This is a genomic window from Variovorax sp. 54 (assembly GCF_002754375.1).
Lineage (GTDB): Bacteria > Pseudomonadota > Gammaproteobacteria > Burkholderiales > Burkholderiaceae_C > Variovorax.
In genome coordinates this window covers 3,455,024-3,475,965 of sequence record NZ_PEFF01000001.1, presented here as the reverse complement: position 1 = coordinate 3,475,965, position 20,942 = coordinate 3,455,024, and the positions used below count along the sequence as shown (strand labels likewise).

The window sequence follows — 20,942 nt, the reverse complement described above, 5'->3', positions numbered from 1 at the left end:
GTTTTTCCGACCAACGACAATGGAGGGTTGCTAGCCGGCCGATGGCGGACGCCCCAAAGGCGTGCATTTCGGCTCAGCCACCCTTTCCTGTCTTCAACCAACACTTGAGTTCTGTATGAGTGCATTCAGCGAAGAACGCGTCCTGAGCGTCCACCACTGGACCGACCGCCTGTTCACCTTCACCACCACGCGCGACCCGTCGCTGCGCTTCTCGAACGGTCATTTCACGATGATCGGCCTGAAGGTCAACAACAAGCCCCTGCTGCGCGCGTACAGCATCGTGAGCCCCAACTACGAGGAGCACCTCGAGTTCCTGAGCATCAAGGTCGAAGAAGGCCCGCTCACCTCGAAGCTGCAGCACATCCAGGTGGGCGACACCATCATCGTGGGCCGCAAGCCCACGGGCACGCTGCTCATCGACTACACGCTGCCGGCCAAGCGCCTGTACCTGTTCGGCACGGGCACCGGCCTGGCGCCGTTCATGAGCATCATCCGCGACCCCGAGACGTACGAGAAGTTCGAAAAGGTCATCCTGGTGCACGGCGTGCGCCAGGTCGACGAGCTGGCGTACCACGACCTCGTGACCGACCACCTGCCCAAGCACGAGATCCTGGGCGAGATGATCGAAAAGCAGCTGCTGTACTACCCCACGGTCACGCGCGAGGAGTTCCGCAACCAGGGCCGCGTCACCGACCTGATCGAGAGCAACAAGCTCACCGACGACCTCGGCCTGCCTCCGCTCAACGTCGAGGAAGACCGCGTGATGCTGTGCGGCAGCCCCGGCCTGCTGGTCGACCTGAAGCACATCCTGGAAAAGCGCGGCTTCAAGGAAGGCAACACCTCGACGCCGGGCGACTTCGTGGTCGAACGCGCGTTCGCCGAAAAGTAAGACAAGACAAAGAGGCGCTGCGCGCACGATGGCCGACTCCCGCTCCGTCAGCAAGCCCAAGCCCCAGCGCCGCACCGGCGTGCGCGAGGCCGCGGCCCAGGCCACGCGCGACAGCATCCTCAAGGCGGCGACCAAGGTGTTCGCCAAGTACGGCTACGACGGCGGCAGCGTGGAGAAGATCTCCAAGGCCGCCAAGTCGTACGACCGGATGATCTATTACTACTTCGGCAGCAAAGAGGGCCTGTTCATCGCGGTGCTCGAAGGCATCTACCAGCGCATGGACGACGCCGAGGCCGCGATCGCGCTCGACGCCTCGCGGCCCGTGGAAGCGCTCACCGAAGTCATCCGCTTCGTGCTCGGCTACTACCGCAAGAACCCCGAGTTCGTCACCCTGCTGAACACCGAGAACCTGCACAAGGGCCGGCACATCTCGAAGTCGCTGCGGGCGCGCGAGTACTCGTCGCGGGCGGTGGCCATCATTTCTGAAATTCTGGCCAGCGGCGGCGCCCAGGGCCTGTTCCGCACCGACCTCGTGGCGCGCGACATCTACCTGCTGATTGCATCCACCGGCTATTTCTACACCTCGAACCGGCACACGCTCACGGCCTTCCTCGGCGAGCCGATGGAGTCGCCCGAGGCGATTCGGCACTGGGAAGATTTCGTGATCGAGACCCTGCTGCGCACCGTGCGCGCGGACGACATCCAGGAACAAGACAACACCACCCCACCCCACGAGGACACCACGAAATGGCAGAAATCGCAGCCGGCGCAAAGTCGGGCAAGGTCGTCATCAAGAACATAGGGCTGCTGCTCTCGGGCGACATCGACAAGCCCATCCTCGACGCCGACACCCTGGTGGTGAACGACGGCCTGATCGTCGCCATCGGCAAGGAAAAAGACTGCGACCTCGAAGGCGCGCAGACCGTGATCGACGCGCGCAAGACCTGCGTCGCGCCCGGCCTCATCGACAGCCACGTGCACCCGGTTTTCGGCGACTGGACGCCGCGCCAGGGCCAGATCGGCTGGATCGATTCGACCATGCACGGCGGCGTGACCACCATGATTTCTGCGGGCGAGGTGCACCTGCCGGGCCGCCCGAAAGACATCGTCGGACTGAAGGCATTGGCCATCACCGCGCAGCGCGCCTTCGACAACTTCCGCCCCGGCGGCGTGAAGGTGCTGGCGGGCGCGCCGGTGATCGAAAAGGGCATGGTCGAGAGCGACTTCAAGGAACTCGCCGGAGCCGGCGTGGGCCTGCTCGGCGAAGTGGGCCTGGGCTCGGTGAAGGCCGGCTACGAGGCGAAAGAGATGGTGGCCTGGGCGCGCAAGTACGGCATCCAGAGCACGATCCACACGGGCGGCCCGTCGATCCCGGGCTCGGGCCTGATCGACAAGGACGTGGTGCTCGAGGCCGACGCCGACATCATCGGCCACATCAACGGCGGCCACACCTCGCTGCCCGAGGCGCATGTGTGCGAGCTGTGCGAGAAGAGCACGCGCGCCATCGAGATCGTGCACAACGGCAACGAGAAGGTCGCCATCGCGGCGGCCAAGGCCGCGCTCGAACTGAAGTGTCCGCACCGCGTGATCCTCGGCACCGACGGGCCCGCGGGCTCGGGCGTGCAGCCGCTGGGCATCCTGCGCATGGTGGCGATGCTGTCGTCGATCGCGAACATTCCGGCCGAGCTGGTGTTCTGCTTTGCGACCGGCAACACGGCAAAGATCCGCAAGCTCAACTGCGGCCTGATCGAAGTGGGCCGCGACGCCGACTTCGTCTTCATGGACCGCGCGCAGCATTCGCCCGCACCGGGCCTGCTCGAAAGCGTGCAGCTGGGCGACATCCCGGGCGTGGGCATGGTGATGATCGACGGCCTCGTGCGCTGCGGCCGCAGCCGGAACACGCCGCCGGCGACGGAGATTCCGGTGGTGGTGTCGGGCGGGCACTGAAACTGAACGCGCCCTGTCTTGTCCCCTCTCCCGCCCGCGGGAGAGGGCTAGGGTGAGGGCATCGGCCTTCTCACAAGCCCGGCATTCGCAAGCGCCGTAGACCCTCACCCCAACCCTCTCCCCGAGGGGAGAGGGAGCAAGACGGGAACCCTACTTGGCCCTGAACACCAGGTACCGCGCCGACAGGAAGTTCACCCCCAGCCCCGCGATGCTGCCCACCGCCACGCCGAGCGCCGCAGCCCAACGCCCTTCCACCCAATGCAGCGTGAGCACGTAGGCGCTGTAGTTCAGCACCGCACCGGCCAGCATGGTCGTGAGGTAGCCCAGGTATTCGCGCCAGACCGAGCGCCCCGTGGCGGCTCCGGCCGCGCTCGCCGCGAAGGTGTAGCGGCGGTTGTAGAGCCAGGTGGTGGTGGCGGCGGCCAGGAACGACACGACGCGCGCGCCGTACCAGCCCAACAGCGGCGCCAGCAGGTAGAGCACCGTCACGTCCACCACGAGGCCGATCACGCCGGCCACGGCGAACGAGAGGAACTCGCGCCCGATCTTCATGGCCGCATCAGCGTGCGCGCAAGCTCTCGCGCACGCAGGGTTGCGCCAGGTAGCGCAGCCGCTTGGCCTCCTGCCGGCCCAGCGTGACGGTGTGCATCACCACGCCGCAGACGAAGGACAGCAGCGCCGCCAGCATCGCGCCCGTGGCGAGCACCGCCGTGGGCAGCCGCGGCACCAGGCCGGTGTGGGCGTAGGTCATGAACAGCGGCACGGCCAGCGCGAGCGCGCCGAGCGCGAGCACGGCCGCGACGATCGAGAAGAACTGCAGCGGCCGTTCGCTCACGAACAGCTTGCCGATGGTCTTCAGAATGCGCCAGCCGTCGCGGTAGGTCGAGAGCTTGCTGTGCGAGCCTTCGGGGCGCGTGCTGTAGGCGGTGCCTTCTTCGGCATAGGGCATGCGCAGTTCGAGCGCGTGCACGGTCAGCTCGGTCTCGATCTCGAAGCCCTGCGACAACGCGGGGAACGACTTGGCATAGCGGCGCGAGAACACGCGGTAGCCCGAAAGCATGTCGGTGAGGCCGCCGCCGAAGAGCTGCGCCACAGTGCCCGTGAGCAGCCAGTTGCCGAAGCGGTGGCCGGCGCGGTAGGTGAGCGCGTCCTGGCCGTCGTCCACGCGGCTGCCGACCACCATGTCGAGGTTGCCCTCGACCAGCCGCGCGATGAGGCGCGGCGCGGCGGTGGTGTCGTAGGTGGCGTCGCCGTCGACCATCACGTAGATGTCGGCCTCGACGTCGGCGAACATGCGCCGCACCACGTTGCCCTTGCCGCGCGCGGCCACGTGCGTGACGATCGCGCCGGCCGCGCGGGCCACGGCGGCGGTGTCGTCGGTGGAGTTGTTGTCGAAGACGTGAATCTCGGCGCCGGGCAGCGCCGCGCGGAAGCCTTCGATCACCTGGGTGATGGCCAGGGCTTCGTTGAAGCAGGGAATGACGGCGGCAATGCGCGGCATGGCGGACACGGGAGCGGGTCGGAGGTCGGTCATGGTGCGGTCAGGGCGGTCGCCGGAAGGAGTCGGTAGGCCCGGCTGCCGTCTTGTTCGTGCAGCAGGCCATAGTATTTGTCGAAGTCGGGCCGCGCACTGAGCACTTTCACCATCTCGGGCGACATGACGACGGTGGTGAAGCCCTCGGCGGCCAGCTTGCGCGCCGTGTCGCCGGGCGACATCAGCAGGTAGTCGCGGTAGCGCCAGCGCCCGAGCGTGTCGCCCCAGATCGGGTTGGGGCCGTAGTAGATCGCCTCGTTCAGCGCGATCTGGTACACGCGGCCGGTCACGTGGCGGCGCACATAGTCCATGACACCGTAGCCCGGCACGTGCTTGCGCAAGAACGCTTCGCGGCTCTCGGGCGTGAGCGAGATCATCGACACCTTGGTGGCCGTCTGGCCGACCGACACGGCCGCCAGCACGGCCAGCAGCAGCACCACGACCCAGTCGCCGATGCCGGCGCCGCTGCGCGGACCGGTGGATGTTGCCGTCGCTTGGGTTCCGCGCAGGCGGCGCACGCCCGCCGCGATCCAGCTGCCCAGCGCCTGCCAGCCCACGGCGGCGGTCAGTGCCAGCAGCGGGAACGAGGCCATGAGGTAGCGCGGGTAGCGCGAGGTCACGACCCACACGGCCACGGAGTACAGGCAGAACCAGCCCGCCGCGCGCACGGCGGCAGAGCGCTTCCACCACACGCTGAAGGGCGCGAGGAACACCGACCAGATCAGCGCGTTGGGCATCTCGGCGTGGTCGCGCACGTCGGCAACCTGCTGCACGTAATCGGCCGGAATCCATTCGCTGAAGCCGAACACGCGCGCGCCGATCGGGTTGAAGGGGTCGCCCGTCATGACCGCGTTGCGCGCGTACCAGTAGATGCACGGAATCAAAAAGCACAGCAGCGCCGGCGCCCAGGCGCGCCACACGCGGCGCTCGTGGCGCACCACGAACAGCGCCACCAGCGGCAGGAAGATCAGCGCCTGGTACTTGGAGCCCGCTGCCACGCCGAGGCAGAACGCCGCCAGCGACAGCCAGCGCGTGCCGTCGCGCAAAGGCTCGGATTCGCGCCACCACCACAGCGCCACGAAGGCCGACAGCACGAACAGCGCCACGCCCATGTCGATCAGCGCGTTGGCGTAGTCGCCCATGCCCAGCCAGATGGCCGCGCCGATGCAGGCAGTGAGCCGGTTGGCGTGCAGGATGCCGATGCGGAAGATCATCAGCACCGACAGCGCACCCGCCAGGGCATTGAGGAAGTGCGGCAGCACGTCGTCGCCCACCTGCAGTGCGGCGGCATACAGCAGGTTGTAGTTGTACGGGAACCAGGGGTAGCGCAGCCAGTCGTGGATGCCCAGCGTGCCCTGCTGCGCCACGAGGCGTGCATAGGGCAGGTGGTACATCAGCTCGTCGAAGGCGGCCGGCGGCGCGAGCGGCGCCACCAGCGCGGGCAGCGCGACCAGCGCCAGCGCGATGGCGGCGATGCGTTCGAAGCGGCTCCATGGCGGGGCGACGGGCGCGGCTGCGCGCAGCGCGCGCACGTCGGCACGCCAGCCGCGCCACTGCCACGCGGCGGCCACGACGCCCGCGCCGACCAGGCCCAGCGTGGCCTCGCGGCGGAAGAGTCCGAAGATGGCCAGCGCCTGGAAGGCACAGATGTAGAGGCCGACACCGAGCGCGGCCGCCATGGCGGCTTCGAGCCAGGCGTCGCGGCGCGACGGGGGACGCAGGCGCGCGAGCACCGCGCGGCCGGCACCCCAGCAGGCGATCACGAAGATCGCGAACTGGGCGTAGTGCGCGGCGGCAAAGATCAGCTTCTGAATATCAACTCCCGTGGCCGGTCACACCGGTGGGCCGGCCGACCGGCAGGTTCAAAGGTTCGGCGCGAGCAGGCGCTCGAGCTCCGCTTCGCTCGTGTGGCGCCGCGCCGCCTGGTCCTGCAACTGGTCGTGCCCGATCTTGCCGACGTTGAAGTACGTCGCATCGGGGTGACCGAGGTAGAAGCCGCTCACGCTGGCGGCGGGCATCATAGCGAGGCTCTCCGTCAGGGTCATGCCAATGTCCGCGCAGTTCAGAAGGTCGAACATCGGGCCCTTCACGCTGTGGTCGGGGCAGGCCGGGTAGCCGGGCGCGGGTCGGATGCCGCGGTACTTCTCGGCAATCATGTCGTCGTTGCTCAGGCCTTCGCCGCTCGCGTAGCCCCACAGGTCGGTGCGCACGCGGTGGTGCAGCGCCTCGGCAAAGGCCTCGGCCAGCCGGTCGGCCAGGGCCTTGAGCATGATGGCCGAGTAGTCGTCGAGGTCGTCCATGAAGAACTTCTCTTTCTTCTCGACACCCAGGCCGGCCGTGACGGCGAACACGCCGACGTAGTCCTTCACGCCGCTGTCCTTCGGCGCGACGAAGTCGGCCAGGCAGCGGCTGGGGCGCATCACGCCGTCGATCATCTGCTTCTCGGTCTGCTGGCGCATGCCGTACCAGGTGAGCGCCACTTCGCTGCGCGTCTCGTCGGTGTACAGCTCGATGTCGTCGTCGTTCACGGTGTTGGCGGGCCAGAAGCCGACCACGCCGCTGGCGCTGAGCCAGCGCCCTTCGATGAGGCGCTTGAGCATGCGCTGGCCGTCGGCGTACACGCGCACGGCCTCGGTGCCGACCACGTCGTCTTTCAGGATGGCGGGGAACGGGCCGGCCAGGTCCCAGGTCTGGAAGAACGGGCCCCAGTCGATGTACTTGGCCAGCTCGGTGAGGTCGAAGTTCTTGAACACGCGACGGCCGATGAACTTGGGCACCGTGGGCACGAACTGCGTGAAGTCGACCGGCGTCTTGTTGGCGCGCGCCTTGGCCAGCGGCCACATCGGCACCTGCTTCTTGTTGGCGTGCTGCGTGCGCACCTTGGCGTAGTCGGCGTTGATCTCGTCGATGTACGCGGTGGCCTGGTCGGAGAGCAGGCTCTGCGCCACGCTCACGCTGCGCGAGGCGTCGGGCACGTAGACCACGGGGCCTTCGTAGTGCGGCGCGATCTTCACGGCCGTGTGCACGCGGCTGGTGGTGGCGCCGCCGATGAGCAGCGGGATCTTCTTGATGCGGAAGTGGTCGTCGCGCTGCATTTCGCCGGCCACGTACTGCATTTCTTCGAGGCTCGGCGTGATGAGGCCCGACAGGCCCACGATGTCCGCGCCCTCGACCTTCGCCTTGGCCAGGATTTCGTGGCACGGGACCATCACGCCCATGTTCACCACTTCGAAGTTGTTGCACTGGAGCACGACGGTGACGATGTTCTTGCCGATGTCGTGCACGTCGCCCTTCACCGTGGCGATGATGATCTTTCCCTTGGTGCGCACGTCGCGGCCGGCGGCTTCGTCGCGCAGCTTTTCGGCTTCGATGTAGGGCAGCAGGTGGGCCACGGCCGACTTCATGACGCGTGCCGACTTGACCACCTGCGGCAGGAACATCTTGCCGGCGCCGAACAGGTCGCCCACGATGTTCATGCCGTCCATGAGCGGGCCTTCGATCACGTGCAGCGGACGGCCGCCCTTGGCCAGGATCTGCTGGTAGGCCTCTTCGGTGTCCTCGACGATGAAGTCGGTGATGCCGTGCACCATGGCATGCGAGAGGCGCTGGTTGACGTGCACGAAGTTCTCGGGCGTGCCGCGCCATTCGAGGCGCTTGCTTTCGTCCTTGGCGCCGCTCTTGGCGGTTTCGGCCACTTCGACCAGGCGCTCGCCGGCATCAGGACGGCGGTTCAGCACCACGTCTTCCACGCGCTCGCGCAGCGTGGGCTCCAGGTCGTCGTACACGCCGACCATGCCGGCGTTGACGATGCCCATGTCCATGCCCGCCTGGATCGCGTGGTACAGGAACACGGTGTGGATCGCTTCGCGCATCGGGTCGTTGCCGCGGAAGCTGAAGCTCACGTTGCTCACGCCGCCCGACACCTTGGCGCCCGGCAGGTTCTGCTTGATCCAGCGCACGGCGTTGATGAAGTCGACCGCGTAGTTGTCGTGCTCCTCGATGCCGGTGGCAATGGCGAAGATGTTCGGGTCGAAGATGATGTCTTCGGGCGGAAAGCCCACCTCGTCGACCAACACGCGGTAGGCGCGCTCGCAGATCTCGATCTTGCGTGCGTAGGTGTCGGCCTGGCCCTTCTCGTCGAAGGCCATGACCACCGCAGCGGCGCCGTAGCGCTTGACCAGCTTGGCCTCGTGCTTGAACTTGTCGACGCCCTCCTTCATGGAGATGGAGTTGACGATGCCCTTGCCCTGGATGCAGCGCAGGCCGGCCTCGATGACGTCCCACTTCGAGCTGTCGACCATCACCGGCACGCGCGCGATGTCGGGCTCGCTGGCAATGAGGTTCAGGAAGCGGACCATGGCGACCTTGCTGTCCAGCATGGCCTCGTCCATGTTGATGTCGATGACCTGCGCGCCGTTCTCGACCTGCTGGCGCGCGACGGCCAGGGCGTCCTCGAACTGGCCGTTGAGGATCATCCGCGCGAAGGCCTTGGAGCCGGTGACGTTGGTGCGCTCGCCGATGTTGACGAACAGCGTCCCTGCGCCGATGGCGACCGGCTCGAGGCCGGACAGCTTCATGGGAGGGGGAGCAACGGGAGCGGAAACGGATGCGGGAATCTGGGACATGGCCTCACCTGCGGAAGAGTCGAACAGGCGAGCGTCGTTGTCGCCCCAAGCCTGACGATTCGCCTCTGTGGCGAACCGCTGCAACGCTCCTTGGGAAGTCGCGCATTTTAGGTCGATTCGATTGCGCCCTGGGAAAACCCCAGTTTTCATTCCTGCACGTGTCAACAGAATGCGCCCACCGTTTCCGAACGAACGTTCGTGTTTTTAACCAAACGTAAGGGAGAGCGCCAGATGGCCAGGAAGTCGATTGTCCGGTTGCAGCATGCAGCCACCCCGATGCGCGCCGTGGCCTTGAGCTGCGGTCTCCTGGCCGCAGCGGCCCTCACCACGCTGGCACCACCTGCGCAGGCCGCTGTCGGCGACACCGCGACGCGGGTCGAGGCCCGCGTCACCTCCGACACGGCGAAGACCCGCTACCCGATCGTGCTGGTCCACGGCCTGCTCGGCTTCGACAACCTGTTGGGCGTCGACTACTTCTACGACATCCCCGGCAAGCTGGCCGGCGCGGGCGCCAAGGTGTACGTGGCGCAGGTGTCGGGCACCAACACTTCCGAGATCCGCGGCGAGCAGCTGCTGCAGGAGCTCAAGACGATCCGCGCGCTCGAGCGGAACCCCACGCTCAAGTTCAACCTCATCGGCCATTCGCAGGGCTCGCCCACGGTGCGCTACGTGGCGGCGGTGGCACCCGACATGGTGGCGTCGGTCACGTCGGTCGGCGGCGCCAACGGCGGCTCCAAAGTGGCCGACCTGCTGGCCAAGCTGCCCGAAGGCGGCATCGCCCAGACCCTGGTGGTGAAGGCCATCGGCCTGCTGACGGGGATGATCGGTTTTCTCTCGGGCAAGGACCCGAGCCAGCTGCCCGAAGTGCCGCTGAACGCGCTGGCCTCGCTCACCACGGCGGGCGGCGCGGCCTTCGACGCCAAGTTCCCGCAGGGCCGGCCCGCCGCGGGCTCGTCGTGCGACGTGAAGAGCGGCGCGGCCGTGGCCAACGGCGTGCGCTACTACTCGTGGTCGGGCGTGTCGACCAGCTTCAACCTGTTCGACCCGAGCGACGCGGCGCTGTCGACGCTGGGCGGCCTGTTCTTCTTCGGTGAAGCCAACGACGGCCTGCTCGCGGTCTGCACCACGCGCCTGGGCACCCACCTGGGCGACTACCGCCAGAACCACCTGGACGAGGTCAACCAGGCCTTCGGCAACACCTACGGCAGCCAGTTCCCGTACTACGAGAAGAAGCCGCCGGAGCTGTTCAGGGAACAGGCCGCGCGACTCAAGAGCGCGGGGCTCTGAGGACGCAGCGCATGCGCGGTGTGGCGTTGACGCTCGGCGCGGTCGCGCTGGTGGCCGTGGGGACCGGCTGGCTGGCGCTGGGCCCCGATGCGGGCGATGCGCCACGGGCCGCCGCGCCCGCAGCAGCGACCGCGACCGCCGCACCGTCTCCCGCGCCACGCCCGGCCTCCACCGCCGCGGCCCCCGACGCCCTCCTCACCAGCGACCTCATCACCCTCTTCGACCAGGTGCTCGCCGAAGCACAGGCCGACAGCAAGGCCACGCTGATGGCCCGCGCGCCCGCCCTGCTGGCCAAGCACCTGCGCGAAGACTGGCGCGTGCGCGCGCTGGGCCTGCTGGAGCGCTATGTCGACATGCAGGAAGCCCTGCGCACCCTGCAGCCGCCCGCGCCCGGCGACCCGGCCTTCCTGCGGCGCAGCCTGGAGGCGCGCGAGGTGGTGCGCCGGCAGTTCTTCGCGCCCGAGGAAATCGAAGGCCTGTTCGGCGACCAGATCCGGCAGGACCAGTTCATGGCCGAGAAGATGGAACTGCTGTCCAACCCCGGCCTCACGCCCGAGCAGCGCGCGGCGGCGCTGGCGCAAAGCGAGCAGGCCTGGCTGTCGCCCGCGCAGCGCGAGGTGCGCAAGGACGCGGTGGCCCACCTCGACGTGATGCGCCAGACCGAGGCGCTGCAGGCGCGCGGCGCGAGCCCCCAGGAGCGCTTTGCCGCGCGCAGCGAGGCCTACGGCTACGAGGTGGCGCGCGGCCTGGCCACGCTCGACCAGGAAACCCAGGAATGGAACGCCCGACTCGACCGCTACGCCAGCGCCCCCGAAGCCGAGCGGGCCCAGCTGCGCGAGACGCTCTTCAACGAGAACGAGCGCCTGCGCCTGAGCGGTGCCCTGGCGATGCGCTCGTCCACTGCGCCCAAGCCGGCGCAATGAATCCGTTAAGTAAGCGCCGGCTTACGCAGGTTGCGCTTCGCCCATCGCCGAGGCCGGCAGGCCGAACACGCGGTCGAAGGCCCAGTTGAAGACGAAGGTGTAGACCAGGAAGAACACCACCAGGCCCAGGTCCATCACCAGCGCCTGCCAGAGCGACACGCCCAGGCCCCAGGCCAGCATCGGCACCAGGAAGGCGATCAGGCCGCCCTCGAAGCCGATGGCGTGGGCGATGCGGCGCTTCAGGCTGCGCCCGCGCACCGCCTGGCGCGACTCCCAGCGCTCGAACAGGGCGTTGAACGTCAGGTTCCAGATCACCGCGATGACCGAGGCGCCCACCGCCAACAGGCCCGAATGGCCGAGCCCCGCGTCCGACATCAGGGCCAGGCCGGCGCTGGCCGCCACGATGGCAATGCCCTCGTAGAGGGAGATGTAAACGATCCGACGCTGAATGCCCTGCATGAATTTCTCTGTCTGTGTGACTGCGATGGGTGGACTTTATTTGTGTTTGGCTGATATAAAAAGTTAACTTGTTTCAGTTTTATTGATAGATCAGACAGATCGGGGCGCCATGGCTTTCTCCAGCGACAACGTCGAGGTTTTCCTGGCCGTGATCGACCACGGCTCGTTTTCGGCCGCCGCGCGGGCGCTGCGCAAGGTGCCCTCCGCCGTGAGCATGGCCATCGCCAACCTCGAGGCCGAGCTGGCGCTGCCGCTGTTCGACCGCAGCGGCCGCGAGCCGCAGCCCACGTCGGCCGCGCGTTCGCTCGAGCCCCAGGCGCGGCTGCTCGCGGCCCAGCTGCGGCAGTTGCAGGTGCAGGCGCTGGCGCTCACGCAGGGGCTGGAAGACCGGCTCACGCTGGCCATTGCGCCCGAGCTGCTGGCCGCGCCCTGGAGCGGGCCGCTGGCCGCGCTGGCCGACGACTACCCGCTGCTGCAGGTCGAGGTGCTGGCCGCGCCGCAGGCCGACGCGCTGGCGCTGCTGCACAGCGGCCGGGCGCAGCTTGCGCTGGTGTTCGAGCGGCCCAGCCTCGACGGCCGCGAGGGCTTCCAGGAGGTCGGCAGCGACACCATGGTGGCCGTGATGGCGCCCGACCATCCCGTGCTGCAGGCGGCGGCCGGCGGGCGCCTGCGCGAGGAGCACCTCACCAACACGCGGCAGATCGTGGTCGCCGGGCGTGACCTGGGCACCAGCGACCCGCGCTTCGTGTTCGCGCGGCATGTCTGGCGCACCGACAACGCGCTGGCCGCGCTGAGCCTGATCACCGCCGGGCTGGGCTGGGGTTGGCTGCCGCGAAACTTCGCGCGGCCGCACGTGGCGGCGGGTGCGCTGGTCGAGATTCCGTTCGAGAACCTCAGCAACGGGCTCGACCTGTGGGTGGACGTGGTGTGGTCGCGCGAACGGCCGCTGGGCCTGGGCGCGCAGCGCTTCGTGGCGCTGATCGCGCGCGACCGGCAGGCGGCGGCCGGCATCGAGACGCCGGCCGTTTGAATCGTCGGTTCAGGGCCGGCCGTGGCCGTGCCCTTGACCGCCGCCGTGCCCACCACCACCGCCACCACCCCCGCCGTGCGGACGCCCTCCTCCTCCACCGCCGCCCCCACCGGGCCGGCCTCCGCCCGGATGCGGATGCGACACGCCCGGCGGCGGTCCGGGCCGGAAGCCCGGCTGTGGCCGCGGCGGGCGGAACCCCGGGTCGACGGGCGGCCGGTAACCCGGCCCACCGGGCGGACGAACGCCTGGGCCATGCGGTGGCCGGACCCCGGGCCCATGCGGCGGACGCACGCCCTGCCCCGGCGGCCAGGGCCGCGGCTGCCAGCCCGGGCGCACGGGCGGCGGCGGGCGCCAGCCTGCGATCGGCGGCGGCGGGGGCCGCTGGCCCCACCAGCGCCGGTCACCGTACCAGGGGCGGTCGCGGTAGTAGTCGGCCCAGTAGCTGCCGATCACGAAGCTCACGATGGGCACGCCGATGACCGCGCCGTAGGTGGCCAGCGGCACGCGCTGCTGCTGGTAGGCGTAGTCGAGGTTCTTCGACCAGACCCAGCCGCGCCCGCCGTCGGGCAGCACCACGTCGCACCAGCCATAGCCGCTGGTGCAGCCGACCACGTCGACCGGCTGCCCCGGCCCGAGCCGTGCCACGAGCGGGTAGTCGCCCGAGGGCCCGGCGCGCATGTTGACCGCGCCGCGCGTGAAGGCCTGCTGCGCCGCCGCCGCAAGCGGCAGCAGCAGAACGAGCGCGCCCAAGGCGGCGCGACGCAAGAAGGATGTGGCGTTCATGAGGGGCTCCTGTGCGCGCCAGCGTAGGCGCGGCACGGGGAGCCGTCAATCAGCCGAAGGCGCGCGTGGCGCCCGGCTTCAGGCAGCTTCTTTGTAGAAGCCGTTGGTGTTCAGCATGCGGCCTTTCGCAGGCGCCACCGCCGCACCGATCGCCGCGATGTGGTCCGGCGTCGTGCCGCAGCAGCCGCCCACGATGTTCACCAGCCCCTCGGCCGCGAACTCGTGCAGCAGGCGCGAGGTGACGTCGGGCGTCTCGTCGAAGCCGGTGTCGCTCATCGGGTTGGGCAGGCCGGCGTTCGGGTAGCAGCTGATGTAGGTGTCGCCCGCCACGCGCGCCAGCTCCTGGATGTAGGGGCGCATCAGCGTCGCGCCCAGCGCGCAGTTCAGGCCGATGGCCAGCGGCTGCGCATGGCGCACGCTGTGCCAGAAGGCGGTGACGGTCTGGCCGCTGAGGATGCGGCCCGAGGCGTCTGTCACGGTGCCGCTGATGATCAGCGGCAGGCGGTGCCCGCTGTTGTCGAAGTACTCGTCCACCGCGAACAGCGCGGCCTTGGCGTTGAGCGTGTCGAAGATGGTCTCGACCAGGATCACATCAGAGCCGCCTTCAACCAGCGCTTCGGTCTGCTCGTAGTACGCGGCGCGCAGCGATTCGAAATCGACGTTGCGTGCGCCCGGGTCGTTCACGTCGGGGCTGATGCTCGCGGTCTTGGGCGTCGGGCCAAGGGCGCCGGCCACGAAGCGCGGCTTGTCCGGCGTGCTGTACTTGTCGCAGGCCGCGCGCGCCAGCTTGGCCGATTCGAGGTTCATCTCCCGCGCCAGGTGGGCCATCTTGTAGTCCTCCTGCGCGATGGTGGTGGCGCCGAAGGTGTTGGTCTCGATGAGGTCGGCACCGGCCGCGAGGTAGGCCTCGTGGATGTCGGTGATGACGTCGGGCCGCGTGAGCGACAGCAGCTCGTTGTTGCCCTTCACGTCGCGCTCGAAGTCCTTGAAGCGCTCGCCGCGGTACTGCTCCTCGGTGAGCTTGAAGCGCTGGATCATCGTACCCATCGCGCCGTCGAGGATGGCAATGCGTTGGGCGAGGATGCCAGGCAGGGCCTGGCCGCGGGTGTAGATGACGGGCTTCATGGCCCCGATTGTAGAAACCGGGGCCCGCCCCTGATGCCCGTCAGCCCTTTCGCTGGGCTTCGACGAAAGCCAGCACCGCTTCCAGCATCCGCCGCACGTGCGGCTGCACGCCCGCCGCCACGTCGGGCAGGTAGTCGAAGGGCAGCGCTTCCTGCATGTAGCTCGACTGCGTCATTTCCAGCTGCACCGCGTGCACGCCGCCGGCCGGGTTGCCGTACTGGCGCGTGATGTGGCCGCCCTTGAAGCGGCCGTTGAGCACGCCGGTGTAGCCGGGCGCCGACTCAGCGATGCCGCGCAGCGTGGCGGCCAGCGCGGGGTCGCAGCTCTTGCCGTCGGCGGTGCCCAGGTTCAGGTCGGGCAGCTTGCCTTCGAAGAAGCGCGGCAGCACGGAACGGATCGAGTGCGCGTCCCACAGCGCGACGGTGCCGTGCGCGGCCGTGAGGCGGTCGAGTTCGGCCTGCAGCTGCTGGTGGTAGGGGCGCCAGACGGCGTCGCGGCGTTCGGCGATCTCGGCGTCGGACGGCTGCTCGCCGGCGTTCGCGTAGACCGGCGTGTCGTCGAAGGTGTCGACCGGGCACAGGCCGGTGACGCTCTGGCCCGGGTAAAGGCTGGCGCCGTCCGGCGGACGGTTCAGGTCGACCACGTAGCGCGAGTGCGTGGCCACGAGCACCGAGGCGCCGAGTGCATCGGCGAAGTCGTAGAGCTGTTCGAGGTGCCAGTCGGTGTCGGGCACGTGGCGCGCCTCGTCGGTGAAGCGTGCGGCCAGCGCGGGCGGCACGTGCGTGCCGACGTGCGGCATGGAGATCAGCAGCGGGCGCGTGCCCTGGCGAAAGCGGAACGCCGGTTCGGTGGTGGTGAAAAGAGCCATGGGGTGAATTTTCTCAGTCCTGCAGAAGCTGGGTGCGCGCTGCCACGAAGCCCGACGCCGCGCTGTCGTGCAGCGCGTGGCGACCGGCCGTGACGCGCGCGCGGCCCGCCACCCAGACCGCATCGACGGCCGAGGTGCGGTGGCTTGCGAACACGTGGGCCGAGAGCATGTCGGGGGCCGACAGGCCCTGCAGCGCGAGGTGCGAGGCATCGAGCACGACGAAGTCGGCCTGCTGCCCCGCGGCCAGCCCGCCGACCGTGCGGCCCGCCGCTTGCGCCCCGCCCTGCACGGCTTCGAGCGTGAGCGCGGTGGCCACGTGCGGCTGCGCCGCGCTGGCGCCGACGTTGCGCTGGCGCCGACCCAGGCGCTGGCTGTATTCGAGCATCAGCAGCTCTTCCGCCGCGTTGACGCTGGCGTGGCTGTCCGAGCCCACGCCCCAGGCGCCGCCGTGGCTGCGCCAGCGCGCGAAGTCGAAGATGCCGTCGCCGAGGTTGGCCTCGGTGGTCGGGCACAGGCCCGCGACCGCACCGCTGCGCGCGGCGTATTCGTACTCGGCGTCGTTCATGTGCGTGGCGTGCACGAGGCACCAGCGCGCATCGACGCTCGCGTGGTCGAGCAGCCATTCGACCGGACGCAGGCCGCTCCACTCGACGCAGTCGTCCACTTCCTTCGTCTGCTCGGCGATGTGGATGTGGACCGGTGCGGTGCGGTCGATGGCGTCCAGGCCGGCGAGCGCCTCGCGCAGCGCCTCGGGCGGCACGGCGCGCAGCGAATGCGGCGCCAGGCCCAGGCGCGCGCCCTGCGCGTCGCAGTCGGGCTTGAGCGTGTCGAGCAGGCGCAGCATCGACTCGGTCGAGCGGATGAAGCGGCGCTGCCCGTCGGTGGGCGGCTGGTCGCCGAAGCCGCTGGTCTGGTAGAGCACCGGCAGCAGCGTGAAGCCGATGCCTGTGTTCTGTGCGGCGCGCAGCAGCGCGCGGCTCAGCGCCGCGTCGTCGGCGTAGGGGCGGCCGTCGGTGTCGTGGTGCACGTACTGGAACTCGCACACGCTGGTGTAGCCCGCCTCGAGCATCTCGGCGTAGAGCCAGGTCGCGATGGCTTCCATGTGCTGCGGGCCGAGGCGCGCCGCAAAGCGGTACATCAGCGTGCGCCAGCTCCAGAAGCTGTCCTGCTGCTCGGCGCGGTGCTCGGTGAGGCCCGCGAAGGCGCGCTGGAAGGCGTGCGAATGCAGGTTGGGCATGCCGGGGATCACGGGGCCGTGGGCGGCGGGCGTGTCGGCGCTGCGTTGCGCACCGGCTTGCACCTGCGTGAGCTGGCCCGCGTCGTTCCACGTCAGCAGGACATTCTTTGCCCAGCCTGCGGGCAGCAGCGCATCGGCCGCGAAAAGCGTGTGTGTCATTCAGTGGCTCCGATGGCGATGCGCCCCTGGCGCACCACGGTGCGCACCGGCTGCTGGCCGAACCAGTAGGCCAGCTCGGCCGCGTCGGCCAGGTTCCAGAGCACGAAGTTGGCGGGCATGCCGGGCGCGATGGCGCCGTGCGTGGCCTGCAGGCCCAGCGCGCGCGCGGCGTGCACCGTGACGCCGGCCAGCGCCTCGGGCGCGGTGAGGCGGAACAGCGTGCAGGCCATGTTGACCATCAGCAGCAGGCTCAGCGTCGGCGAGGTGCCGGGGTTGTGGTCGGTCGAGACGGCCATCGGCACGCCCGCGGCGCGCAGCGCGTCGATGGGCGGCAGGTGCGTGTCGCGCAGCGTGTAGTAGGCGCCGGGCAGCAGCACGGCCACGGTGCCCGACTGGCGCATGGCCGCGATGCCGTCGGCCGACAGGTGCTCGATGTGGTCGCACGACAGCGCACCGTAGCGCGCGGCCAGCGCCGCGCCGCCCATGTCCGAGAGCTGCTCGGCATGCAGCTTCACGGGCAGGCCCAGCGCCTGCGCGGCTTTGAAGACCTGCTCGGTTTCTTCGAGCGAGAAGGCGATGCGTTCGCAGAACACGTCGACCGCATCGACCAGCCCTTCGGCGGCGAGCGCGGGCAGCATCTCTTTGCAGACGAGGTCGATGTAGTCGCCGCTGCGGCCGGCGTATTCCGGTGGCAGCGCGTGTGCGCCCAGGAAGGTGGTGCGCACGGTGACGCCGTAGGCCTCGCCCAGGCGCCGCGCCACGCGCAGCTGCTTGCGCTCGTGTTCGAGCGCGAGGCCGTAGCCCGACTTGATCTCGATGGCGCAGACGCCGTCGGCCAGCAGCTGTTCGAGGCGCGCGGCGGCCTGTGCGAAGAGCGTGTCCTCGTCGGCTTCGCGCGTGGCGCGCACCGACGAGACGATGCCGCCGCCGGCCCTCGCCACTTCTTCGTACGTGGCGCCCGCGAGCCGCATCGCGAACTCGTTGGCGCGCTGGCCGCCGTAGACCAGGTGCGTGTGGCAATCGACGAGGCCGGGCGTGACGAGCGCGCCGCCACCGTCGTGCGGCGCGAGCCCCGCGAACTCGGCGGGCAGATCGGCGCGCGCACCGACCCAGCGGACCATGCCCTGCGCGACCACGAGGGCGGCTTCGGCATCGGGCGCCAATGTGACGCCGGGCGCCGCACCGGGCGCTAGACGCAGGCCGGTCCAGAGGCCGTCGGCCGAGGGAAATTCGCTGGGGGGTTTCATCGTCATTTTTTTCCTTCCGGCGGTCAGGCCGGCACGAAGCGCACGGCCACGAGCCGCGCGTCTTCACTGCCCGGTGCGGCTTGCCACGCTTGCGCGTGATCGGTCCAGCACAGGCCCTCGCCTTCGCCAAGGCCTTCGTCATTCAAGCGCCAATCGCCGCGCAACGCCAGCAGCACGCCGTGCGGTGCAGGCGCGATGTCGGCGGCATGGTCCAGCACCTGCACGTCGGCGCGCCACTGGCCGCCGCGCGTCATCACGTTGAAGTCGTTCGAGGCGCCACCGAGCAGCGTGCAGTCGATCGGGTCGTCGCCGGAAAAAGCGAAGGGCCGGTGCGGCACGTCGAGCCGGTGCGACACGCGGCCGTCGTGCGTGAAGAGACGCACGCCGTCGCCTTCGAGCAGCATGATCTGGCGCTCGATGCCCGGGAACACCGAGAACGGGCCGGGCGACGCGATGGTCGCGATGCTCACGCGCCAGCCGAAGCTGTCGAGCCCCGCGCCTGGCGGCCAGCTGGCGATTTCCTGCGTGGTGCCGCCGCCGTTTTTCCAGGGCGTGGCGCGCAGGGTCGCGCGCGAAAAACGCTGCACGCTCATCGCATCAACCCGCCCTGGCGCAGCTTCTGTTCGAAGTGCCGCAGGATCAGCGTCATCGTGCCCGTGAGCACGAAGTAGACGACCGCAATCGCCAGGTACACCTCGAGCGAGCGGTACGACACGCTGATGATCTTCTGGCCCTCGTGCATCACGTCATGGATGGTCAGCAGCGACACCAGCGCCGAGTTCTTGATGAGCGCGATGAACTCGTTGCCCAGCGGCGGAATCATGCGCACCACGGCCTGCGGCAGCACGATCTGGCGCATCGCCACGCCGGGCGTCATGCCCAGCGATTGCGCGGCCATGGTCTGGCCCTTGTCGATCGACTGGATCGCGCCGCGCACGATCTCCGACACGTAGGCGCCCGAGTACACGCCGAGCCCCAGCACGCCGCACAAAAAGGCCGGCAGCAGGATGCCGAAGTGCGGCAGGCCGAAGAACAGGATGAACAGCTGCACTAGCAGCGGCGTGCCGCGAATGGCCGCCACGTAGGCGGTGCACACGCCGTAGATCCAGCGCCGCTTCGGGTTCAGCCGGCCGATGCCGACCAGCAAGCCCAGCACGCAACCCAGGGCCAGCGCGCAGGCGGTGATTTCCACCGTGACCAGCGCGCCGCGCAGCAGGTCGGGCCAGCCCTGCCAGACGGGCGAGAAATCGAAGTCCATGGCGCGCTTACTTGGTGTTCGCGCTGAACCACTTCTTGACGATCGCCGCGTAGGTGCCGTCGGCCTTGAGCTTCTCGATCGCGCCGTTCACGGCCTTGGTGAGCTCGGGCGTGTCCTTGCGGATGGCCATGCCGTATTCCTCGGTGGTGATCTGCTCGTCGAGCACCTTCAGGCCGCCGCGCGTGCGCACGTACTGGAAGGCGGCGGGCTTGCCGGTGACGGCGGCGTCGGCGCGGCCGATGTCCACGAGGTTGAACATCTCCTGGTTCTTCTCGACTTCCAGCAGCTGCACCTGCGGGAACTTTTCCTTGGTGTAGGCCACCGACTTGGTGCCCACCTGCACGCTGACCTTCTTGCCGTTGATGTCGGCCGGCTTCTTGATGGTGGTGTTGTTGTCCTTCACCATGACCACGAGGCCGCCGGCGTAGTACGGCACGGTGAAGTCGACGACCTTCTTGCGCTCGTCGGTGATGTAGATGCCCGACACGGCCATGTCGAAGCGCTTCGAAATAAGGCCCGGCACGAGGCCCTTGAAGTCGATGTCGATCCACTCGATCTTGCGGCCCAGCGTCTTGCCGATGGCCTCGACCAGCTCGACGTCGAAGCCGGTGCGCTTGCCGTTTTCCACGAACTCCATCGGCGGGAAGGTGGCGTCGGTGGCCACGCGCAGCGGCTCGCCCTGGGCGTGCGCAGCGCCAGCGAAACCGAAGAAGGCGAGGCCGGACAGTGCGGCGGCGACGAGGGTGCGACGGGTGTTCATTAGAGGGCTTTCGTGGAGGTGTGAGAGGGAGGAGAAAAGAAAAAACGGTGCGGCTATTGCAGTGCGCGCGAGATGCGGGCCGCCGTGACGACGGTCATGTGGACCAACGCAGCTTCCATGCCTTCGACGCGCGTGAGCGGCGCCATCAGCGTGATCGCCCCGCGCAGGCGCCGGCCCGCGGCCAGCACCGGCGCGCTCGCACCCCAGACGCCGGCATCGACCTCGCCGTGCGTCACGGCATGGCCGGCAGCGCGGATGGTGCCGAGTTCGGCGGCGCGCTCGGCGCGGCGTTCGGGGCCTTCGTCGAGCCCGTCGAGCAGCAGGTCGCGCGCGTCGTCGGGCGCATGGGCCAGCAGGCACTTGGCGCTGGCACCGTCGCGCGCGGGCACGCTGCGGCCGCGGTCGAAGGAGCAGCGCAGCGACTGTTCGCTGTCGATCATCTCCAGGCACACGACGCGGTCGTTCACGAGGGTGACGAGCGCCACGCTCTCGTGGCTCTGCTGCGCCAGCACGCGCATGTCGGCGCGCGCGGCCATCACGAGGTCGGAGTTGCCGTCGAAGCCGCTGGCCAGCTGCACGCTCACGGGCCCCGGCGAGTAGCGGCCCTCGGACTCCATCACGAAGCCCCAGCGGCGCAAGGTGGCGACCTGCCGGTACAGCGTGCTCTGCGACAGGCCGGTGGCCTGCACCAGCTCGGCCGCCGTCATCGCCGCCTTGCTTTGCGCCAGCACCGACAGCACGAACAGCGCGCGGTCGTTGTGGGCAGGAGCGTCGAGAGAGGTCGTCATCGGGGGCAATCGCTGGGCGGTCG

General features: G+C 69.1%; 20 protein-coding genes and 1 riboswitch. Of the genes, 6 read left to right on the top strand and 14 right to left on the bottom strand.

Annotation, left to right across the window (positions count from 1 at the left end; genetic code table 11):
* The first annotated feature begins 115 nt into the window (after window positions 1–115).
* The 3 genes from CLU95_RS16140 to CLU95_RS16130 are packed head-to-tail and all read left to right on the top strand — an operon-like array spanning window position 116 to window position 2,836.
* Complete coding sequence (locus CLU95_RS16140) at window positions 116–889, top strand: ferredoxin--NADP reductase (protein ID WP_099794551.1); 774 nt, start codon at window positions 116–118, stop codon at window positions 887–889.
* 28 nt (window positions 890–917) lie between these two features.
* A complete protein-coding gene (locus CLU95_RS16135; RefSeq protein WP_099794550.1) occupies window positions 918–1,691 on the top strand; it encodes a TetR family transcriptional regulator in 774 nt (257 codons plus the stop codon).
* Window positions 1,637–2,836, top strand: a complete 1,200-nt coding sequence (locus tag CLU95_RS16130; RefSeq protein WP_099794549.1) for an amidohydrolase family protein — start codon at window positions 1,637–1,639, stop codon at window positions 2,834–2,836. Before CLU95_RS16135 ends, CLU95_RS16130 begins: the two co-directional genes overlap by 55 nt.
* Window positions 2,837–2,986: 150 nt before the next feature.
* Here the strand turns inward: CLU95_RS16130 and CLU95_RS16125 are convergent, their stop codons facing one another.
* From CLU95_RS16125 to metH, 4 genes are all read right to left on the bottom strand, one after another.
* Window positions 2,987–3,388, bottom strand: coding sequence for a GtrA family protein (locus CLU95_RS16125; RefSeq protein ID WP_099794548.1), 402 nt, complete (start codon window positions 3,386–3,388; stop codon window positions 2,987–2,989).
* 7 nt (window positions 3,389–3,395) lie between these two features.
* Window positions 3,396–4,370 carry a glycosyltransferase family 2 protein gene (locus CLU95_RS16120; RefSeq protein ID WP_099794547.1) on the bottom strand — a complete coding sequence of 325 codons (975 nt, stop codon included), beginning with the start codon at window positions 4,368–4,370 and terminating at the stop codon, window positions 3,396–3,398.
* Window positions 4,367–6,133 (bottom strand): ArnT family glycosyltransferase, encoded by a 1,767-nt coding sequence (locus tag CLU95_RS16115; protein ID WP_257214641.1) that lies wholly within the window; start codon window positions 6,131–6,133, stop codon window positions 4,367–4,369. The genes CLU95_RS16120 and CLU95_RS16115 overlap by 4 nt, the downstream gene beginning before the upstream one ends.
* 99 nt (window positions 6,134–6,232) lie before the next feature.
* Complete coding sequence (metH, locus tag CLU95_RS16110) at window positions 6,233–8,995, bottom strand: methionine synthase (protein ID WP_099794544.1); 2,763 nt, start codon at window positions 8,993–8,995, stop codon at window positions 6,233–6,235.
* Between the two features lie 22 nt (window positions 8,996–9,017).
* Window positions 9,018–9,093: riboswitch (S-adenosyl-L-homocysteine riboswitch) on the bottom strand.
* Between the two features lie 133 nt (window positions 9,094–9,226).
* Between metH and CLU95_RS16105 the strand changes: the two genes are divergently transcribed.
* Complete coding sequence (locus CLU95_RS16105; RefSeq protein WP_257214640.1) at window positions 9,227–10,282, top strand: esterase/lipase family protein; 1,056 nt, start codon at window positions 9,227–9,229, stop codon at window positions 10,280–10,282.
* 11 nt (window positions 10,283–10,293) lie between these two features.
* Window positions 10,294–11,205 (top strand): lipase secretion chaperone, encoded by a 912-nt coding sequence (locus CLU95_RS16100; RefSeq protein ID WP_099794540.1) that lies wholly within the window; start codon window positions 10,294–10,296, stop codon window positions 11,203–11,205.
* A gap of 21 nt (window positions 11,206–11,226) precedes the next feature.
* Here the strand turns inward: CLU95_RS16100 and CLU95_RS16095 are convergent, their stop codons facing one another.
* On the bottom strand, window positions 11,227–11,664 hold the full coding sequence (locus CLU95_RS16095; protein ID WP_099794538.1) for a PACE efflux transporter: 438 nt from the start codon (window positions 11,662–11,664) through the stop codon (window positions 11,227–11,229).
* A gap of 109 nt (window positions 11,665–11,773) precedes the next feature.
* Here CLU95_RS16095 and CLU95_RS16090 point away from each other — a divergent pair, with 109 nt between their 5' ends.
* Window positions 11,774–12,694: a LysR family transcriptional regulator gene (locus tag CLU95_RS16090; RefSeq protein ID WP_099794536.1), complete on the top strand. Its 921-nt coding sequence runs from the start codon at window positions 11,774–11,776 to the stop codon at window positions 12,692–12,694.
* 9 nt (window positions 12,695–12,703) lie between these two features.
* Here the strand turns inward: CLU95_RS16090 and CLU95_RS16085 are convergent, their stop codons facing one another.
* From CLU95_RS16085 to CLU95_RS16045, 9 genes are all read right to left on the bottom strand, one after another.
* Window positions 12,704–13,477: an SH3 domain-containing protein gene (locus tag CLU95_RS16085; protein WP_099794534.1), complete on the bottom strand. Its 774-nt coding sequence runs from the start codon at window positions 13,475–13,477 to the stop codon at window positions 12,704–12,706.
* Window positions 13,478–13,555: 78 nt separating this feature from the next.
* Window positions 13,556–14,602 (bottom strand): homocysteine S-methyltransferase family protein, encoded by a 1,047-nt coding sequence (locus tag CLU95_RS16080; protein ID WP_099794533.1) that lies wholly within the window; start codon window positions 14,600–14,602, stop codon window positions 13,556–13,558.
* Window positions 14,603–14,642: 40 nt separating this feature from the next.
* Entirely contained in the window at window positions 14,643–15,470 is an 828-nt protein-coding gene (hutG, locus tag CLU95_RS16075; RefSeq protein WP_099794532.1) for an N-formylglutamate deformylase, read from the bottom strand.
* Window positions 15,471–15,483: 13 nt separating this feature from the next.
* The gene (locus CLU95_RS16070) at window positions 15,484–16,866 is read right to left on the bottom strand and encodes a formimidoylglutamate deiminase (protein WP_099794530.1); all 1,383 of its coding nucleotides are present in this window, start codon (window positions 16,864–16,866) and stop codon (window positions 15,484–15,486) included.
* A complete protein-coding gene (gene hutI / locus CLU95_RS16065; RefSeq protein WP_099797337.1) occupies window positions 16,863–18,113 on the bottom strand; it encodes an imidazolonepropionase in 1,251 nt (416 codons plus the stop codon). The genes CLU95_RS16070 and hutI overlap by 4 nt, the downstream gene beginning before the upstream one ends.
* Before the next feature lie 23 nt (window positions 18,114–18,136).
* The gene (locus CLU95_RS16060; RefSeq protein ID WP_099794528.1) at window positions 18,137–18,706 is read right to left on the bottom strand and encodes a HutD/Ves family protein; all 570 of its coding nucleotides are present in this window, start codon (window positions 18,704–18,706) and stop codon (window positions 18,137–18,139) included.
* Window positions 18,703–19,371 (bottom strand): amino acid ABC transporter permease, encoded by a 669-nt coding sequence (locus CLU95_RS16055; protein ID WP_099794526.1) that lies wholly within the window; start codon window positions 19,369–19,371, stop codon window positions 18,703–18,705. The genes CLU95_RS16060 and CLU95_RS16055 overlap by 4 nt, the downstream gene beginning before the upstream one ends.
* A gap of 7 nt (window positions 19,372–19,378) precedes the next feature.
* Window positions 19,379–20,131 carry a transporter substrate-binding domain-containing protein gene (locus tag CLU95_RS16050; protein ID WP_099794525.1) on the bottom strand — a complete coding sequence of 251 codons (753 nt, stop codon included), beginning with the start codon at window positions 20,129–20,131 and terminating at the stop codon, window positions 19,379–19,381.
* 53 nt (window positions 20,132–20,184) lie between these two features.
* Window positions 20,185–20,919, bottom strand: a complete 735-nt coding sequence (locus tag CLU95_RS16045; RefSeq protein ID WP_099794523.1) for an IclR family transcriptional regulator — start codon at window positions 20,917–20,919, stop codon at window positions 20,185–20,187.
* Window positions 20,920–20,942 lie beyond the last annotated feature (23 nt).

Excerpts from the sequence above, each read along its gene's own strand:
- CLU95_RS16125 (WP_099794548.1), bottom strand. The coding sequence starts at position 3,388 with ATGAAGATCGGGCGCGAGTTCCTCTCGTTCGCCGTGGCCGGCGTGATC.
- CLU95_RS16140 (WP_099794551.1), top strand. The coding sequence starts at position 116 with ATGAGTGCATTCAGCGAAGAACGCGTCCTGAGCGTCCACCACTGGACC.
- CLU95_RS16060 (WP_099794528.1), bottom strand. The coding sequence starts at position 18,706 with ATGAGCGTGCAGCGTTTTTCGCGCGCGACCCTGCGCGCCACGCCCTGG.
- CLU95_RS16070 (WP_099794530.1), bottom strand. The coding sequence starts at position 16,866 with ATGACACACACGCTTTTCGCGGCCGATGCGCTGCTGCCCGCAGGCTGG.
- CLU95_RS16085 (WP_099794534.1), bottom strand. The coding sequence starts at position 13,477 with ATGAACGCCACATCCTTCTTGCGTCGCGCCGCCTTGGGCGCGCTCGTT.
- CLU95_RS16130 (WP_099794549.1), top strand. The coding sequence starts at position 1,637 with ATGGCAGAAATCGCAGCCGGCGCAAAGTCGGGCAAGGTCGTCATCAAG.
- CLU95_RS16095 (WP_099794538.1), bottom strand. The coding sequence starts at position 11,664 with ATGCAGGGCATTCAGCGTCGGATCGTTTACATCTCCCTCTACGAGGGC.
- CLU95_RS16080 (WP_099794533.1), bottom strand. The coding sequence starts at position 14,602 with ATGAAGCCCGTCATCTACACCCGCGGCCAGGCCCTGCCTGGCATCCTC.
- hutI (WP_099797337.1), bottom strand. The coding sequence starts at position 18,113 with ATGAAACCCCCCAGCGAATTTCCCTCGGCCGACGGCCTCTGGACCGGC.
- CLU95_RS16105 (WP_257214640.1), top strand. The coding sequence starts at position 9,227 with ATGGCCAGGAAGTCGATTGTCCGGTTGCAGCATGCAGCCACCCCGATG.
- CLU95_RS16135 (WP_099794550.1), top strand. The coding sequence starts at position 918 with ATGGCCGACTCCCGCTCCGTCAGCAAGCCCAAGCCCCAGCGCCGCACC.
- hutG (WP_099794532.1), bottom strand. The coding sequence starts at position 15,470 with ATGGCTCTTTTCACCACCACCGAACCGGCGTTCCGCTTTCGCCAGGGC.
- CLU95_RS16100 (WP_099794540.1), top strand. The coding sequence starts at position 10,294 with ATGCGCGGTGTGGCGTTGACGCTCGGCGCGGTCGCGCTGGTGGCCGTG.
- metH (WP_099794544.1), bottom strand. The coding sequence starts at position 8,995 with ATGTCCCAGATTCCCGCATCCGTTTCCGCTCCCGTTGCTCCCCCTCCC.
- CLU95_RS16090 (WP_099794536.1), top strand. The coding sequence starts at position 11,774 with ATGGCTTTCTCCAGCGACAACGTCGAGGTTTTCCTGGCCGTGATCGAC.
- CLU95_RS16045 (WP_099794523.1), bottom strand. The coding sequence starts at position 20,919 with ATGACGACCTCTCTCGACGCTCCTGCCCACAACGACCGCGCGCTGTTC.
- CLU95_RS16050 (WP_099794525.1), bottom strand. The coding sequence starts at position 20,131 with ATGAACACCCGTCGCACCCTCGTCGCCGCCGCACTGTCCGGCCTCGCC.
- CLU95_RS16055 (WP_099794526.1), bottom strand. The coding sequence starts at position 19,371 with ATGGACTTCGATTTCTCGCCCGTCTGGCAGGGCTGGCCCGACCTGCTG.
- CLU95_RS16120 (WP_099794547.1), bottom strand. The coding sequence starts at position 4,370 with ATGACCGACCTCCGACCCGCTCCCGTGTCCGCCATGCCGCGCATTGCC.